Genomic DNA, 16,700 nt, shown 5'->3' on the forward strand with positions numbered 1-16,700 from the left:
ACATCCTAATGCTCGTGTTCGACTACAACTTCGATCCCAGCGCAACTGCTTGCGTCATTTCCTTCAGATCAGGAATATTCCCCCCACATTTTTGTCCCTATTCATAGCATCACCCATAATGGGCGAGCTTGAAGAGGTTGAATGAGAGTTGCATTTCTAGGGGTTCGCGTACCGGGACATCTTAATCCCACCACCACACTTGCCCGCAAGCTCCAAGCTCGTGGACACGATGTGGTGTTCCTGTCCGTTCCCGATACCGAACCTTTTGTGCGCGCAGCGCAGCTTCCGTATGTCCCCTTCAGCGAGAAGGATTTCCCCGTGGGTTCTCTCGCCAAGTCTTTGGATCAGTTGAACAAGCTGAAGGGACAGGAAGCCCTGGAAATGGTCATGCGTCTGGTTTCCGCCAACATGGAATCTGCTTTCAGAAATCTGCCGCAGGCACTGCAAGACGTAAAAGCGGATGCGCTCGTCCTCGATGAATCCGAGCGCGGTCTGGGATGTGTTCCCATGCACCTGGGCATGCCGTACGTGCATATCTCGAACGCTCTTCCGATTGATCTTGCGGGGATTACTCCAGTCTGTACCTTCGACTGGCCGCATGAGACGACACCCGAGGCACGGACACGGAATCAGGCAGGCGTGCGCAGCCTGCTACGCATATACGAACCCATTCTGTCCGTCGCGCGCGCCTATGCCGAGCGCGTCGGTCTAAAGATCGACTGGTCCGATCCGTACGCTACGATTTCTCCACTGGGCTGGCTTACGCAAATGCCCAGGGAGTTCGACTTCGAGAGCTCGCACTGGCCCCCATCCTTCCACTACACAGGCCCATTCCACGACGGGCTGGGCCGGATCGAATCCGATTTTCCCTGGGACCGATTAACGGGTGAGCCTCTGATCTACGCCTCGATGGGAACGCTGCAGAACGGTCTCGAATCCGTATTCCAAACGATTGCAGAGGCGGTGGGTACCAGACCCGGAATGCAACTTGTGCTCTCCATCGGTCCCGCGCTCGATCCTGAAAAGATCAGCCCGCTACCCCACAACTGCATTGTCGTAAAGAACGCGCCCCAGATGGAACTGCTCAAGCGTGCCGCCTTATGCATTACGCATGCCGGTCTGAATACTGCCCTCGAATCTCTGACGCAGGGCGTACCCATGGTCGCGGTTCCGGTTTCGATCGATCAACCGGGCGTTGCTGCCAGAATCGCCTATACGAAGACGGGCAAATTTGTACCGATAAAAGAGTTGACCGTGCCTCGCCTCGCGGCACTGATCGACGAGGTTCTGAGTAATCCGGAGTATCGCCAGAACGCCATGAAGATGAAGGAAGCCATCGTTCGGACCAACGGTCTGGAAAAGGCAGCCGACCTCATCGAGCAGGCGTTCCACCTCTCACCCAAGAGCGAAGCTCACCCACTTGCCGCCAATTAACGGGATCGCTTATTCATACCGAAGCGCTACGATTGGATCGATCCGGGTCGCTCGCCGCGAAGGCATGTAAGCCGCCAACAGGGCAATCAGGAAGAACAGCACCGACACACCGACAAAGGCGAATCCGCTGTCCACGGTGCTCAATCCGTAGAGAACATCACGTAGCAGATACGCCGCTCCCAGTGAGAGGACCATCCCCGCAAGAATCCCAACCATCACGGGCCGGGTGCTCTCACGAAGAATCAGGCGAATGATGTTCGGCCGGTTCGCTCCCAGCGCCATACGAATGCCTACCTCGCGCGTGCGCAGGACAACGATATAACTAACCGTTCCGTAAATACCCATGAGTGCGAGAAGCAGACCGACTGCACCGATGGAAGAGGCAACCGTAGCCGAAAAAGTGGACACGAGAAAGCGCGGAGTCTGCCGCAACATCTGGTCCAGCGTGGATGAGCTGAAAGTTACATCCGGATCGAGTGATGCCACCACTGGACGCAGCGCATTCCTGAATGCCGCGTTATCCATTTGCGTACGCACCAACAAAGGGGCGTCCCGCGTCTGGCCCTCGAGCATCGGCACGTAAATCTGTTCGACGTCACTTCCGTCGATCAGTTGACCCAGCACATCATGCACCAAGCCGATCACCTGGAACGTCGGCCCATCGGGCAGTTGCTCTCCTTTGCTGTGGTACAGGTCACCTACGCCCATGCGCAGGCTTCGCCCGATGGGATTTTCTCCCGGCCACAGGCGCTTCGCGGCAGACTCGCTAAGAATCACCGACGCCTCAGACTCTCCACCCTGAACTGAAAAGCTGCTTCCGGCGACGTGCTCTATGCCCAGCGTCTGAAAATAGTTCGGCTGAACATAGGTGTAGTACAGGTACGCCTTCGCATTTTGCTTTGTGGGCACTTCTCCATTCGTCGTGACCGCAGCCGTACGAACTCCGCCACCGTCCGGTGCGCGACCGAACGTCGTCGCGACCACGCCGGGCATGGCATTCACGCGAGCGCGAAGCTCTGCCGTAAAGACGCGCTTTCGCTCTGCGTCATACTTCTTCCCCTCCGGAAAATTCCACTCGACATCCACTGCATGTTTTGTCTCGTAGCCGGTTTCTGCAAAGAGCGCCTTTACCGAACTCCGAATCAACATACTGCCCGTAATCATCAGCACAAGCGAAACAGAAACCTGCGCTGCAATCAGTGCGCTGCGAAGCTTTCGGTTGCGACCCGGCGACGTCTCCGCATTGGCTTTGAGCGAAGACGCCAGTGCGGACCGCGAACTTTCAAGCGCTGGCGTCAGGCCGAACAACACACCCGCCACCAGCGAGATGGCGCACACATACGCGAAGATCTGCATATCCGGTGCAACGCGGTAGACCAGCGTGCCGTACTCCGGAGGAATAATTCTTCCCATGGCGCGCAGCAGGATTTCGAGCAGGCCCCAGGTCACAAACAACGCCAGCACACCCGCAATCAGGCCCAAGAGAACACTTTCCGTGAGCAGTTGTTGCACCAGGCGCGCGCGACTTGCGCCGAGACTCATCCGCATGCGCAGTTCGTTCTGTCTCGCTGCTGCGCGTGCGAGCTGCAGACTTGCAACGTTCGCGCAGGCAATCACCAACACCATCCCGACGGCGATCATGATCAGCGTGACGGCAAACTTCAAACCTCCGTCGAGCTTGCGTGGAAACGGAGAGGCTGGCCACACCAAAGCGTTGCCGGGCTTGCTCATCGAAGAGGTGGAAGCGTGGAGCGGCCGCAGACGCTCTGCAACAGCTGTCATCTCTTCCTGCGCCTGCGCCATCGAGACGCCCGGAACAAGACGACCGAACAACCTGCAACAGGCTTCATTCACATCGCGCAGGCCCCTGTCGTCAGGATGCAGGAGCGGTTTATAGACCAGCGGAAGCCAGAAATCCGGCACGGCCAACCCCGTGCCCGCAAAGTTATGCGGGGTCACACCAATCACTGTAAGCGCTACACCATTCAACTGCAGCGTCTGTCCGATCACTGAGACGTCTCCGCCAAAACGGGTCTGCCAGTAGTTCTCGCTCAGCATTACCACTGGATTCGCCACAAGCTGCGAATCCGTCGTCCCATCAAAGGTGCGACCCTTCAGTGGCGCAACGCCCAGGACGGAGAAGTAATTTCCGGAGACGAAAAGGGTGCCCGCATACTCCACGTTCGTGACGCCGCTAGGAAAGAGTCCCAGCTTCCCCATGAGGGAATCGGATTCGCCCTCCTTTTGGCTGAGTGTCGCACCCACACCCGACAGCTTCAGCATGTCAACGCTTTGCCCCTGCGCGATCAAACCATCAAACGAATGAAGATTCGATCTATAGGCGAGATAGTCGGGGTAACTGAAAATAGCGTCGACCTGCCCGTCGCCGTGCATCATGCTGAGGTTCGTCATCGAAGCAGGGTCGCGGCTATCAATGGAACGAGAGAAAATCGTTTTATATGCGGTGTATGCTGCCGTATTCACGCCTATGCCAAGTGCCAGGGCGATAATCGCTACGCACGTAAATCCGGCATTGCGATAGAGCATCCGGAAGCCATAGCGCAGATCCTGCAGAATCGTCTGCGGCAAGACCATCAAGTCGATCTCGCTCATGCGTTCGCGCCACACACCTGGATTTCCGAAGCTCTTACGAGCCGTGCGCTTCGCTTCCTCGCGCGGCATCCCTTGCTTCAGGTTCAACTCCTCACGCATCGCAAGATGAAACGCCAACTCTTCTTCGAGTTCGTCCGAGAGCTTTTCTTTCCTAAACAACGCGAGTAGTCGTGCACTGAATCCCATGGTCGTCTCCTAAGCCTTCGCCATTCCAAAATCGAGCACCAGCGCAACCCCGGCCATGACCTTCTGCCAGTTCTCGCGCTCCGCAGAGAGTTGCTTGCGACCCATGGCGGTCAGTTTGTAATAGCGTGCTCGTCGGTTGTTTTCGCTCTGGCCCCACTCCGAAGCGATCCAGCCTTCCTGCTCCATGCGGTGCAGCGCGGGATATAAAGAGCCCTCTTCAACACGCAAGGTATCCTGCGAGACGTTTTGGATATGGAGGGTGATACCCCAGCCGTGCATCGCGCCCTGCTCCAGACTTTTGAGCACAAGGAGAGCAAGCGTTCCCTGCAAGTTGTTCTCACTCTTCGCGCGAGCCATATGCTTCCTCACTCCCCTAGATATCTATAGAAGAATATGGATGCTGGCGCTGAAACCGTCAAGATATTTCTTGCAGAGAGGATGCAAGAGCCTGAGGAAGACAGAGTTTCCCATTATGGCGTGGTCTGGCGCAAAAGAAGAACCAAACTGTGACACAAAAGAACCACTTATGGTTGCCCGGCTTAGGTTATTCTTTTCATGGCAGGCGAATGCGGTTCGGCAAATGCGATTCACCCGAACCGATTGCACCGATGTTGAGGCAATCAGCTTTTGCCCCCAAATCTAAGGTTTGGAGAACTTCCCCTTTTGCTCTCAACGATCCGTTCTTCTGTCTTCGCTCCTAAAGTTTTCCGTCGTGTCGCGCTCGGCGTCGCTGCTCTCACCTTCACTTTTGTTGCTGTAAGGACGCCGGTTCGAGCGGAAGCGGGTGATTCGCTCCCGACCGTCGGTATCGCACATGTCGCTCCCACGGAAGTCAAAGAAAGCTATGTGCTCCGCCTGCGCCATCTCCACACCGGCGAAGCGCTGAATGTCGTCTACCGCCAGGGCACGGAATACTCTGCCGAGGGCATTGCCAAGCTCAACACTTTTCTCCGCGACCATCGCACGATGGATACCGCCAACTACGATCCCGCCGAGTTCGAGCTGCTGCACAAGCTCATGGCTAAGCTAGGCCGCCCGAACGGCGAGATCGACATCGTCTGCGGCTACCGTACGCCGGAGACGAACCACATGCTCCGTACGCGCGCCGCGCTTACCGGCGTCGCTGAGCACTCGCAGCACATGCTCTCCAAGGCCATCGACATCCGCGTCCCCGGCATCTCTACGCGCGCCCTGCGTGATGCGGCCCTTTCGCTCGGCTTAGGCGGCGTCGGTTACTACCCCATCAGTCAGTTCGTCCATGTGGACGTCGGCCCCGTTCGCCAGTGGAGCTTTGGCGGCGGCGGCACTCTGCTGGCCCGTGCTCACCACAAGCGTCACAAAGGACGCGGACGTAACGCGTAGTTCCTCTCTTCCCGGTCATGAAAAGCGGCAGCCCAAGGGCTGCCGCTTTTTGTTTGGATATCTGGGTGCCCCGTACATCGCGCTTTTGCGATGTGCGGGAGGGATGCTTGTTCCGCTTTGGCTTTGAGATAGAGATATGAAGGCGGTTCGCGCTTCGCGCGAATACCAAGTCTTTGCTTAACCTTTGTCATCCCGTAGCAAAGCGAAGGATCTGCTTTCGTTTCCTGATAAATCCGATTTTTGCGCTCTGCGCGACCCCCACCCTTTCGCAAAAAGCCGCGAAAGAATAGGGCACCAGTAAAGCTAGATGTCGGCTTCGACCTTCTCCGCGATGGGAGCCTTGGGGTACGGAGGTCCATGGTGCAGGGCGTCTTCCAGCTCCTTGTCGTATCCGTAGATGTCGGTGAAGAAGTGCATGTCTCCATCTTCCCCGGGATAGGCCGTGGCGTAGAAGATCACAATAGGGATTGGATGCGAGAGCAGGACGGTCTTATTGTCCTGCCCGTTTTCCATTGCTTCGTGAATGCTGTCGTCGTTCCACTTCGAGTTATCGCGGAGCACCCACGCCGCCAGCTTTTCCGGCTCCTGCAAACGCACGCAACCATGCGAGAAGTCGCGTTTGGAGCGGGAGAATAGCTCCGTCGCAGGCGTGGAGTGGAGATAAACATTGAAGGTATTGGGGAAGAGAAACTTTACCAGGCCGAGGGAGTTCTTAGGACCGGGCTTTTCGCGGACGATCACACCCGCGCGTGCCACCTGCTCCGCACTCGCGGAGACTGGATTGCCTTTGTTGTCGACTGTCTCAAAGTTGTGCGATGCCAGGTAGCCACTGCTGGCGCGCATGTGGGGCGCGATCTCCGCCTTCATGATCGAGGGCGGCACATTCCAGAAAGGACGGAAGACGAGGTACTTCATGTGGTCCGTGATGACCGGCGTGCGGTGCTCCTTGACGCTTTGTCCCACGACGACGCGCATGGAGAACTCCTCATGGTGTCCGTCGGAAAACGCGCGCAGCGTGTACTCCGGCAGGTTCACCATGATGGCCGCATTCTGGTACTCATCCGACAGCCAACGCCAGCGTTCGAGTGTATCTGTCAGCTGATTGATGCGCACGCCGAGCGGCGTGTTAAGCGCGTTGACGGTATCCTTGCCGATCTTTCCGTCTTCTTCGATGCCGTGCCGATGCTGGAATTTCTTGAGCGCATCGGTGAGCTGCGGATCGTAGGTCGAAGCGCTGACGGTATCGGGCACGTTGTCCAGATCGCCGAAGAGCGCGAGCCGACCGGAGAGTGCCTGCGAACCAGCCCAGGGCTTACCGGGTTCGATGGATTTGCCCGTCACCATGGGAACGGGCGAGGTATGGTCCTGCGGCAGCAGGCCGACGTAGTGCACGATGGCAGCCTTGGTGGCGCGATACTCGGGCGACTGCGGCTCTGCGTCGTTGAGCGCATCGTCCACATCGGTGGAGTCGATCAGGCGCTCCTGTACGAACTGCGCGAGGTCGTACTTCTTTGCGTCCACGTTAACGCCGAAGGAGAAGTGTTGCGGATTGACACGGCCGATGTGCAGGTCAGAGATGAAGCGCATGGCAACGACCGTCATCATCACGTCGAACTGTGCGGTCTGGACAGGGTCTTTCTTCTTCAGTGTGGCCATCCGCGCATCCCAGCGCCAGGCGTCGTAATCGTCCGGAATCAGGCCGCGCTCGGAGGCGTGTTGGAAGTTGCGCACAAGCGCGTAGGCCTGCTTGGTCGGCTTTCCGTTGTCGCTCCAGACGATGTCCCAGTCTCCGTTATTGTAGAAGGTTTGGACGGTCGACTTGTAGTCGGAGAAATCCGGCCAGCGCAGTTGCGGCAGCGTCTTGCTGTCCGCAAGCTGATGAAGCTGCGGCGCAAAGTCGGGAGCGGCCTCGCCAGCAGTCTGATGACGCTTGCGATGTTTGCAGCCTTCAACCGAGAGCAGAAGCGCGAAAAAGCTGAGAGCGATGAGCGAGCGGCGAAGCTTTGAAGTCACTAGGTTCCGTTTCAGGTGCGGGGATAGTTGTGAGATGCAGATTTACCACAGATGGCTTTTAACAAATGCATTCTGGATCAGGACGGCAGACTCAACGTGATCACCGGGTCCGTCATGCCGCGCAGGGCCAAAAAGCAAAACGTGGCCTGCGCGAGAAGAATCGCTGCGGAAAGAGCCAGATAGAGCTTGCGCGAGCGGGTTTCCAGCGCGTCCGCGAAGACGCCCGAGATAAAGGTAAAGAGAAACGGCAGCGCCCACAGCCAGGGCGAACTTGCGATCTGCGTCGTAGCCAGAGAGAACAGACAGAGGGCGACCAGAAGGGGCGTCGTGTTGCCAAAGTAGCGCGAGCGCCTGATAAAGAGGTAAAGCACCAGAGCAACGGTGAGCGCGGCGATGGTGGGCAGGTTCTGCTGATTTTTGACGTAGAGCAGAAACGGCGTGCTGCTCAGAACGAAGCGTGCCGCTCCTCCCGTAAAAGCGTAGAGGAACGCGTGCAAACGGAAGGCGTACGACGCCAGAAGGATGAAGAGGGCACCGATGGATGTGAAGGCAAGCAGCGGCAAAACGGCAGAGCGGCGGCGTTCCGCAACGTAGAAGAGGAAGATGGTGGCGGCGAGAAAGCCGAAGAGCGCTGCCAGCAGATGCGCTGCTGCCGTAAGGCCGAGCGCCAAGGTGAAGATCAGAATACGCGGCTTCCACTTGCGGCGCGGGCCGTACATGGCATGCGCGATCCCAATCGCGGTGTAGATGAGGCCGTAGAGACCCCAGAGGGCGAGGATCTCATTATTCGGCGTGGTGCTGGAGCTGACTACCGACGGCGAAAAGCAGAAGAGGCCCAGAGCGAGGAAGCCACCGAGGTTGCCGAAGAGGCGGCGTGAGACCCACCAGACGCCGCCAGCGATCCAGACGCCAAACAGAGTGAAGGGAACGCGCAGGAGGTAAGGGATGCCCTTGATCTGGTGGCGAAGGTCGTGTGTGGAACCACCGACGGGATTGGGAACATAGGTACGCTTGTCGGGCGCTTTGAGGTGATCGAGGCCTTCTGCGATCTCATCTTCCAGGCGAAGCACAAGGATCGCCGTGGTGAGCGGCAGACCCGCCACGCGATACGCCAGCGTGCCGTCTCCCTGCATGTTGCCGCAGGTGGTGAAGTATCCGGCAACGGGCGCAGGCTTCTCCCACATCTCGCGGCCGCAGAGGGCGTAGCGATAATCCGTCTCTGAGAGAGGTGTGCGGCCAATGACAAAGAGGCACTGTGCGAAGAAGATCAGAAGAAAGACGGCCGCGATGCGCTGCGGCCATCCGATATGGATGTGGGGAAACCTCATGTTTACTTTGCCGCTTCCGTGGAATGAATGAAAGCGGCCACGTCGTCATGGAAGCGATGGAGTACTTCCTCGTTCACGTAAACCATGTGGCCCGAGGGATAGAAGTGATAGCTGATGTTGCCCGCAAGCGAGCGAGGAATCGGAAGGTGGTGCATCTCGTACGTCGCCGCGAAGTAAGGCGTCGCGAGGTCGTAGTATCCGCCTGCGAGGAAGACCTTCATCTTCGGATTGCCCTTCATGGCAAGCGCGAGGTCCGGCATCACGTTGACGGAGGTAGAGAAGTTAGCCGGAGGTCCCCCGGGAGCGCCGTGGCGCAGGTCCCATGTGAAGCCAGGAGCGGAGTATGCACCGGGCAGGTAGGTCATGTCCTTGCCGAAGTTCAGCGTGCCACGGACGTACTGGTTGATCGCCGTTGTGTAAGCGGACGAGATGGCGTTCGACTGCGGATCGTACTCGGCCTCTTCGCTGGTGCGGCTGAGATCGGGGCCAGCAAAGCGTGTATCCAGACGTCCAGTGGTGGTGCCGGTGTCGTCCTGCTCGTTCTTCGAGAAGAAGCCGCCGGACATGCGCAGATCCGTCTTCAGAATCATCGCTGTGGAGATGCCGGTGTAGCCGTGCAACTTCTCCGCAATGGCGTTGCGGTCCGCATCGGAAAGGTCAGAACCCTGCATCAGCGCCTGCGCGTACTCGTTCAGGGCAAAGTGCTCGACCTCTCTCAGGAAGGGTTCGAGCACTGCGGGCTGCGAAGGAAGTTTGTGATGGTAAAAAGCCGTTGCTGCGTAGGTGGGAAGGGCAAGCTCATAGGGATAGTCGACGCCGGGATTCCAGCGTGGGCCATCGGCGGAGTTGTCGAAGCTGAGGATCTGCGAGAGAAGAATGACACCATTGAGATCGACGTTCTGCAGGGCGTTCGAGAGCACGGCCGAGCGCGTGGTTCCGTAGCTTTCACCGAGCAGATACTTCGGCGAATTCCAACGGTCGTGTTTCGTGAGAAAGCGGCGGATGAAGCGCTCGAAGGCATGCGCGTCCGGGTCGGTGCCCCAGAAGGCCTTTTCTTTGTCCTTGCCGAAGATGCGCGAGAAGCCCGTGCCGGGCGCATCGATGAAGACCACATCGCTCACATCGAGGAGCGAGTAGACGTTGTCGACGATCTTGTAGGGCGCGGCGGCGTCATGCTGCGTGTCCGTGGTGACGACACGCTTGGGGCCGAACGAACCCATGTGCAGCCACATGCTGGCCGAGCCGGGGCCGCCGTTATAAAGGAAGGTGACGGGACGTGTGTTCTTGTCCGCGTCCTTCTTAAAGTAGGCGGCGTAGAAGATACGCGCCGTAGCGGGAACGTCTTCCGGCTTGTCCAGCTTCACGCCCGCTTCGGGAAGCCACTTGCCGTCGAGGTCGAGCTGCGCATCGTGTCCATCGTCGCTGCCGACGGTGAGCGTACCGGCGATGGCACGATAGGCGATGCCGTTCACGGAGCCTGAGGTCTCAGAGTCCTGTACTTCGCCCGGTGCCGGCTTGATTGCGCTGGCCGTTTCGGCGGGCTTGGCGTCGGCAGCCGTGGCGGGTTTATTGACCTTGGGCGCAGCAGCCTTATCTGCAGCGAAGACAGTAGAGGCGGTGGACGCGATGAAGACGAGAGCAAGGAGAGATGGCTTCATAGACCTAGTCTACGGTCGTAATGAGACATTTCAAGTAAGCGGTCTCGGGCAGGGTGAGGACCTCGGGATGGTCCAGAGCGGCGGCACGGGTCTCCAGAAGGCGGACGTGGCGTTTGGCATCGGCGGCGGCGGAGGCGATCGTCGCCGTAAACTCCGCCAGTGAGACATGGTGCGAGCAGGAGCAGGTGACCAGGATGCCACCGGGACGCAGCATACGCAGCGCGCGCAGGCTCATTTCTTTGTAGCCGCGCATAGCGCCCTCAGCGGCGCGCTTCGATTTTGCAAAGGCGGGGGGATCGAGGACGATGGTGTCGAATTTCTCCATATCGCTGTCGTAGGCACGGAGAAGTTCAAAGGCATCGGCTTCGACCCAGTCGACCTGTGCCTTGAGCTGGGAACGGTTCAGGTCGAGGTTACGCTCGGCGACTTCCAAGGCGGAGCGGCTTTGGTCGACCCCGGTAACAGAGTCGCAGACCTTCGCCATATGCAGGGCAAAGCCGCCCTGATAGGTACAGATATCAAGGGCACGTCCACGGGCGTAGCGCGCGGTGGCGGCGTAGTTGAGGCGCTGGTCGAGAAACGCGCCGGTCTTCTGCCCGGAGTTGGCGTCGAAGTGGAACTGCAGGCCGTTGAGGTGGAAGACCGTGGCGAACCTGGCGGTGTCCGGGGTGTCGGCCGTGGTGAAGAGCGGCGTCGGATTCGGTGCTGGCAGCTCTTCCAGTTCGCGGATGCGTGCATCGGGGCGTTCGAGGATCGTCGCCGGACTCAGCGCCACGGCGAAGGTCTCCGCGAGGAGCTCTCGCATGTCGTCCTGCGCGGTGGCCTGGGTAAGGAGTTGCAGGATCACCAGGTCGTTGTACTTATCCGCGACGACGCCGGGAAGGTCGTCCGCTTCGGAGAAGATGAGGCGGCAGGAATCGGTTCCGTCCGTCAGCATGGGTTTGCGAACGGCGAGGGCCTGGAGCGCACGCGCCTTCACATCCGTCAGATACTCTTCGCGCGAGAGCCGAGGCGTGTCGGAGACCTTGCGCAGGGCGATCTGCGAAGCAGCACTGTAAATCGCCGAACCGAGGGGGATTCTGCGCGTGTCCAGGAGGGTAACGATGGAGCCGTTGACCAGCCCCTCGGCACCGAGCGCGGGAAGAAGTTCTTCGGCGTCGGAGCGGTAGACCCAGAGATGCCCTTCGCGAAGCCGGTCGGAGGCACGCCGCGAGACGATAACCGCAGGCCCGGCGGCGTCCGGAGGAGACAGACGCGGTTCACGGGCCTGAAGAGGTCTGGTATGTTCACGCCGGGACGGGTATTTCGACTTCTCACGCATAGAACTATGGTCGCATGTCAGCGTCTGCGGGACGTGTGTTTGCGCCGAACCACTCCGTTAGTTCGGCCTCGGAGATGGATCCTTCGGCTAATTTCAGGAAGGTCAGATACCGATCCTCTTTTGATGCCGTGAGTTCAAAGCCATTGACAGCAAGAAAGGTCACGGAAACAACAAACGCCGTGCGCTTGTTGCCGTCGACGAAGGGATGATTTCTCGCAATCCCAAAGGCGTACGAGGCCGCCAGACGCTGCATGGACGGCGCTGGATCATCGTACGCATAGAGATTGAGCGGTTTTGCCAGGGCTGACTCAAGAAGAGCGACATCCCTCACGCCGCTGGAACCGCCATTCTGGGCGAGTTGCTCCAAGTGATATGCGAGCGCATCCTGTTTTTCGATCCAGACCGGGGTATTCATTCCGCGAGTTTGCGCAGAACATCGCGGTTTTCCCTCATCACGCGCCGTGCCACGTCCATTTTTGCTGCAAAGTCAGGTTGATGAGGAGACAAGTGAAGGCCTTCTGGTGTCTCGGTAACGTATAGCTCGTCACCCTTCTCCAGATTGAACTTCGCCATCAGCTCCTTTGGCAGAACAACACCAGCCGAATTGCCGACCGTGATGATACGCAGGGTCATTCCCATGGCTTTCACCTCAGGCTTGATTATAACAAGCGTATGTACGGCCCAAGGCTACTTCTTTATTTTGACGATTTTTATGGTCTTATGCAGAGTGCGATAGCAGGGAATTATGTCTCCAGCATGAGTGCGGAGGGTATCGCGCGTGGAGGCGTCGAAGACGCGGGCGTCGGCGGGAAGGTAGATTTTGGAGCCCAGAGTATCGCACTCGGTCACACGGATCAGCTGTATCTTCAGCAGTTCCCGCTCTCGCAGAACAGCAGGACGGATTGGATAGCCGTAGCCCTCGTACTGGTCAACGACCTTGGCGAGACGGTGTTCGCCATCTTTCATCGAGATGTCGGCGAGGTAGACGTCCTGGTTCCCGGCCCAGCTCTGATGGGTGGAGGTACTGACGGCAAGGACACTGACCGTCGCCGGATGCGCGTCGGCGTAATCGCCAAAGACGCTCTTGCTCTGTGCCGTGGCAACCAGGGTCAGTGACGTAGCGAGAAATGCGGTGAGCAATTTCATGGGATTCCTTTACAGCTTAGACGCTCCCGCCCCGTCTGCGCGTCAAAGTCCGTCATCTTTCCTGCGATATCGTAAAGAGATGGATTCGATTGAGTTTCAAGCCGGGAAGGTCAAGTTGACCTCGTTCTCTCCACTGCCCGAGCATCCCTGGCGTGTGATCTTTGAGGATGAGGGCGACGCAGCCTACTGCTACGCCTGCGACGGCCGCCTGGAACGCGCGGGCGAGGGCTTCGATGCCACCGTTCTGGACGCTATGCTGGTCTACAATGTACAGGCCTTGCGCTCTGCAGACGAGCGTGCGGAAGAGAACTTTGAGCGAACACGCCTTGCCACCATCGAATGGTCCCGCGACGGACAGCGTGCCGTGCTGCGTCTGGATGGCGTACCGCAGGTGCTGATCGATTTCGCGGAACGCTGCGGCTACTCCCGCTCCAACTTTCCCAACTTCCTTGACGACGGCCACGGCAACTGGCGCAAGGCGAGCCACGCGTGGAGCGATACGGCCATGCAGGCCTTCGAAGCCGAAAGCTATGCCTAGCTTTAACGCACGCTGAAAAGCATAGCCTTCTGGCATGAGATGGCGGGGCGACCGGCTTAGGCAACGTCCCGTCCTATCCCCTTGAGTGAAGCCTCACTGCTTGAGTGAAGCCTCACTGCATTCACTCTAAGGGGATGGCTTATGAGCACAACACCTGCGTTCGATTCTTCCACCGTGAGATTTCCTCTCTCCGGTGCCGACTACACTCCGCTTCCCGATGAAAAGAAAGACGGCCACGTCCGCGCACATGCCGTGCAGACCGTGAATGCCGACGCGATGACGCTGTACAACCTGTGGCGCAATGAGATGGCGCTGCCCATCTGGATGGAAGGCGTCGTCTCCGTCACACGCACGGGAGACGCGACCAGCCATTGGGTGATGCAGGCCCCCGGCACGGAGAAACAGTTCGAGTTCGATGCTGAAATAACAGAAGACATCCCGGGGAAGAAGATCTCCTCACGCGTGACCAGTGGACCGATGAAAGATACGACGGACACGGTGACCTTCGAACCGCATCCTTTTGGCCGTGGAACGATTGTGACCCTGATAAGCGACTTTGTCGTCCCCGGCGGCGTCCTTGGCAACGTCGTAGCCGCCATCGGTTCGCGCAGCCCTGAGCAGATCACCATCGAAAATGTTCGCCACCTCAAACAGCTTGTCGAAAGCGGAGAGATTCCGCGCGTCACCTCGCAGCCCGCGGGTCCGCGCGGCGTGATCGGTAAGTGGAAGGAGTTCATCCTTGGCGAAACCAATCCAACACCTCCTGGCACAAGCGAAGCGGAGCAGCCGGAAGATCTACCCCGCAAGAATCTCGTAGGAGGCGCGAAATGAAGGCAGTTTGCTGGATGGGAACAGGCAAAGTAGAAGTACACAACGTCGACGATCCGAAGATCCTCAATCCACAGGACGCGATCATCAAAATTACGCGGACCGCGATCTGCGGAAGCGATCTCCACCTCTACGATGGTTACATTCCGTCGATGGAGTCGGGCGATATCCTCGGCCACGAGTTCATGGGCATTGTGGAAGAAGTCGGCAGTGAAGTGAAGAAGCTGAAGCGCGGCGATCGCGTGGTGATTCCTTTCACCATCGCCTGTGGTAACTGCTTCTTCTGCAAAAAAGATCTGTGGAGTTGCTGCGATAACTCCAACCCCAACGCGCATGTCGCGGAAGAGATGTATGGTTACTCCGGTTCGGCGCTCTTTGGCTACTCGCATATCTACGGTGGATATGCCGGTGGGCAGGCGCAGTATGCGCGCGTACCGTTTGCCGACGTCGGCCCGATCAAGATCGAAAACGATCTACCAGATGAGAAGGTGCTGTTCTTGTCCGACATCTTTCCGACGGGCTATCAGGCAGCCGTCAACGCAAACATCGAGCCCGGCGATACTGTTGCCGTCTGGGGCGCTGGGCCTGTGGGCCTCTTCACCATCGCCAGTGCCTATATGCTGGGCGCAGGCAAGGTGATCGCCATCGACCGCTTCCCGGAGCGACTTGCGCTGGCACGCGACTATTGCGGTGCGACGACCCTTGATTACTCCGATGGAAAGAGTGTTGTGGAAGCACTCCGCGATCTCTCTTTCGGTGCAGGCCCGGATAGCTGCATCGACGCCGTGGGAATGGAGGCGCACGGAACGGACGTCGCCGCTACCTACGACAAGGTGAAGCAGGCGCTCATGATGGAGACGGACCGTCCTACTGTTCTTCGCCAGGCCATTCAGTCCGTCCGCAAGGGTGGAACAATCTCGATCCCGGGTGTCTATGGCGGCACGCTGGACAAGGTAAATTTCGGCGCTGCATTTGGAAAGGGCGTCATCATGAAGATGGGCCAGACCAACATGCATAGCTATCTGCAGCCGCTGCTTGAACGCGTGGAGCAGGGCCAGATCGATCCGAGCTTCTTGATCTCGCACCGCGTCGGCATCGAGCAGGTGCCGGAGATGTACAAGATCTGGCGCGACAAGAAAGATAACGTCACTAAGATCGTGATCGATCCCTGGGTCGATACGACGGCGGCATAACCAACCGTTCAGACTAAAATCCACACATGCGCTAAGAACGCATGTGTGGGTTTTGTCATTCCTTAGCACTTACTTTGCCATCCCGTAGCAATCCCTAACACCCTCCAATTTGTCATCCCGTAGCGAAGCGAAGGGATCTGCTTTTTCAAACCCGGAACTCCTGACAAATCAGGTTTGTGCGCTCCGCGCGACCCCACCCTATCCCACCCCAGCGAACAAAAAGACGTTCGCCGGGGACCCCGGTTCGCGATAATGCCGCGAAAGAATGGGGCACGATTAACGTGTCAGCCGATAGATGCTGCAGTCTTCGTATCCCACCGTGACATACATTCCGTCCGCGTCGTGCGCGATGGTGGCCTTGTCGGCGTTGGCATCTTCGCGTGAGAGGTGCACACGGCCTCTCCAAAGCTGCGTAAATTTAGGATGCTCTTCCGTGATCACGGCGCGCTGTTCGTCGTTCACATAGAGGATGTCGAGTTCGCCCGGACGATCGACGAAGATGCGCTCAAGGTGTGTGAGAAAACGATCCAGCAAAACAAATCCGAAGGGATTGAAGAGGAAGAAGAGGCACGGGCCAGCAGGGATGCGCAGACGCATGACGTCGTCTTCCACCAGCGTCATCTTCGGAGCGTCGGGATAGAGCGCCTGCCAGTGGTCCATGTTTTCGTACGTCGCGGCAGCAAGCGCGGGATGCAGCTCAACGCCAACGATTCTGCGAAAGGGATACTCCGCCGCGAGCAACATGGCACGGCCCTTGCCTGCACCGATGTCCATGAAGGCTGTCTTCTCCAGCGGATGCAACTGATAATCATCCTGCCAGCGCTTGAGCAGCTTGCGAAAGAGGGAAGGCGCTGTACCGTGATACGCCGTGATGTGCCGGTCATGAGGGTGTCCGGTTGCGAGATTGTCACCCGGAATAAGCGAACCGGTGTCCGTGCCGTGGAGGACATCGAAGGGGTGTGGCGGTCTTGGAGTGCGGCGTTTACGGGGTGCGCGAGGCGGAATCATCGGACTTTAGTTTATCTTTCATGCCGTATGTAGTTGGCATTCGAGGCCACAAAGGTTAAATTGCTCCTTGGG

15 protein-coding genes are annotated in these 16,700 nt (G+C 58.4%); 5 read left to right on the forward strand and 10 right to left on the reverse strand.

Translation table 11 applies throughout. From position 1 onward, the window contains the following. Nucleotides 1-141: 141 nt before the first annotated feature. Nucleotides 142-1,434 carry a glycosyltransferase gene (locus ACIPR4_RS19560; RefSeq protein WP_013570400.1) on the forward strand — a complete coding sequence of 431 codons (1,293 nt, stop codon included), beginning with the start codon at nucleotides 142-144 and terminating at the stop codon, nucleotides 1,432-1,434. Between the two features lie 9 nt (nucleotides 1,435-1,443). Here ACIPR4_RS19560 and ACIPR4_RS19565 read toward each other — a convergent pair whose 3' ends face one another. Further along, entirely contained in the window at nucleotides 1,444-4,233 is a 2,790-nt protein-coding gene (locus tag ACIPR4_RS19565) for an ABC transporter permease (protein ID WP_013570401.1), read from the reverse strand. 9 nt (nucleotides 4,234-4,242) lie between these two features. Next, a complete protein-coding gene (locus tag ACIPR4_RS19570; protein WP_013570402.1) occupies nucleotides 4,243-4,590 on the reverse strand; it encodes a PadR family transcriptional regulator in 348 nt (115 codons plus the stop codon). A gap of 306 nt (nucleotides 4,591-4,896) precedes the next feature. Here ACIPR4_RS19570 and ACIPR4_RS19580 point away from each other — a divergent pair, with 306 nt between their 5' ends. Beyond that, nucleotides 4,897-5,595 carry a peptidoglycan L,D-endopeptidase MepK gene (locus ACIPR4_RS19580; protein ID WP_245536392.1) on the forward strand — a complete coding sequence of 233 codons (699 nt, stop codon included), beginning with the start codon at nucleotides 4,897-4,899 and terminating at the stop codon, nucleotides 5,593-5,595. A 303-nt stretch (nucleotides 5,596-5,898) separates the two neighbouring features. On the opposite strand, the gene ACIPR4_RS19585 is transcribed toward ACIPR4_RS19580, so the two are convergent. The 7 genes from ACIPR4_RS19585 to ACIPR4_RS19615 all read right to left on the reverse strand — a co-directional run bounded on the left by ACIPR4_RS19585 (nucleotide 5,899) and on the right by ACIPR4_RS19615 (nucleotide 13,061). Further along, nucleotides 5,899-7,608: a L,D-transpeptidase family protein gene (locus tag ACIPR4_RS19585; RefSeq protein WP_013570404.1), complete on the reverse strand. Its 1,710-nt coding sequence runs from the start codon at nucleotides 7,606-7,608 to the stop codon at nucleotides 5,899-5,901. Nucleotides 7,609-7,685: 77 nt separating this feature from the next. Then, entirely contained in the window at nucleotides 7,686-8,936 is a 1,251-nt protein-coding gene (locus tag ACIPR4_RS19590; RefSeq protein WP_013570405.1) for a hypothetical protein, read from the reverse strand. 2 nt (nucleotides 8,937-8,938) lie between these two features. Then, nucleotides 8,939-10,594: a S10 family peptidase gene (locus ACIPR4_RS19595; RefSeq protein ID WP_013570406.1), complete on the reverse strand. Its 1,656-nt coding sequence runs from the start codon at nucleotides 10,592-10,594 to the stop codon at nucleotides 8,939-8,941. Nucleotides 10,595-10,598: 4 nt separating this feature from the next. Next, on the reverse strand, nucleotides 10,599-11,915 hold the full coding sequence (locus ACIPR4_RS19600) for a class I SAM-dependent rRNA methyltransferase (protein WP_013570407.1): 1,317 nt from the start codon (nucleotides 11,913-11,915) through the stop codon (nucleotides 10,599-10,601). Between the two features lie 4 nt (nucleotides 11,916-11,919). Further along, on the reverse strand, nucleotides 11,920-12,330 hold the full coding sequence (locus ACIPR4_RS19605; protein ID WP_013570408.1) for a type II toxin-antitoxin system death-on-curing family toxin: 411 nt from the start codon (nucleotides 12,328-12,330) through the stop codon (nucleotides 11,920-11,922). After that, entirely contained in the window at nucleotides 12,327-12,554 is a 228-nt protein-coding gene (locus tag ACIPR4_RS19610; RefSeq protein ID WP_013570409.1) for an AbrB/MazE/SpoVT family DNA-binding domain-containing protein, read from the reverse strand. The genes ACIPR4_RS19605 and ACIPR4_RS19610 overlap by 4 nt, the downstream gene beginning before the upstream one ends. 48 nt (nucleotides 12,555-12,602) lie before the next feature. Beyond that, nucleotides 12,603-13,061, reverse strand: a complete 459-nt coding sequence (locus ACIPR4_RS19615; RefSeq protein WP_013570410.1) for a hypothetical protein — start codon at nucleotides 13,059-13,061, stop codon at nucleotides 12,603-12,605. Nucleotides 13,062-13,140: 79 nt separating this feature from the next. On the opposite strand from ACIPR4_RS19615, the gene ACIPR4_RS19620 reads away from it, so the two are divergent. From ACIPR4_RS19620 to ACIPR4_RS19630, 3 genes are all read left to right on the forward strand, one after another. Beyond that, a complete protein-coding gene (locus tag ACIPR4_RS19620; protein ID WP_013570411.1) occupies nucleotides 13,141-13,599 on the forward strand; it encodes a DUF2251 domain-containing protein in 459 nt (152 codons plus the stop codon). Nucleotides 13,600-13,740: 141 nt separating this feature from the next. Then, the gene (locus ACIPR4_RS19625) at nucleotides 13,741-14,430 is read left to right on the forward strand and encodes an SRPBCC family protein (protein WP_013570412.1); all 690 of its coding nucleotides are present in this window, start codon (nucleotides 13,741-13,743) and stop codon (nucleotides 14,428-14,430) included. Further along, a complete protein-coding gene (locus tag ACIPR4_RS19630; protein ID WP_013570413.1) occupies nucleotides 14,427-15,620 on the forward strand; it encodes a zinc-dependent alcohol dehydrogenase in 1,194 nt (397 codons plus the stop codon). Before ACIPR4_RS19625 ends, ACIPR4_RS19630 begins: the two co-directional genes overlap by 4 nt. Before the next feature lie 276 nt (nucleotides 15,621-15,896). On the opposite strand, the gene ACIPR4_RS19635 is transcribed toward ACIPR4_RS19630, so the two are convergent. After that, complete coding sequence (locus ACIPR4_RS19635) at nucleotides 15,897-16,628, reverse strand: class I SAM-dependent methyltransferase (protein WP_013570414.1); 732 nt, start codon at nucleotides 16,626-16,628, stop codon at nucleotides 15,897-15,899. Between the last annotated feature and the right edge of the window lie 72 nt (nucleotides 16,629-16,700).

The sequence above is a fragment of the Terriglobus saanensis SP1PR4 genome (assembly GCF_000179915.2).
GTDB lineage: Bacteria > Acidobacteriota > Terriglobia > Terriglobales > Acidobacteriaceae > Terriglobus > Terriglobus saanensis.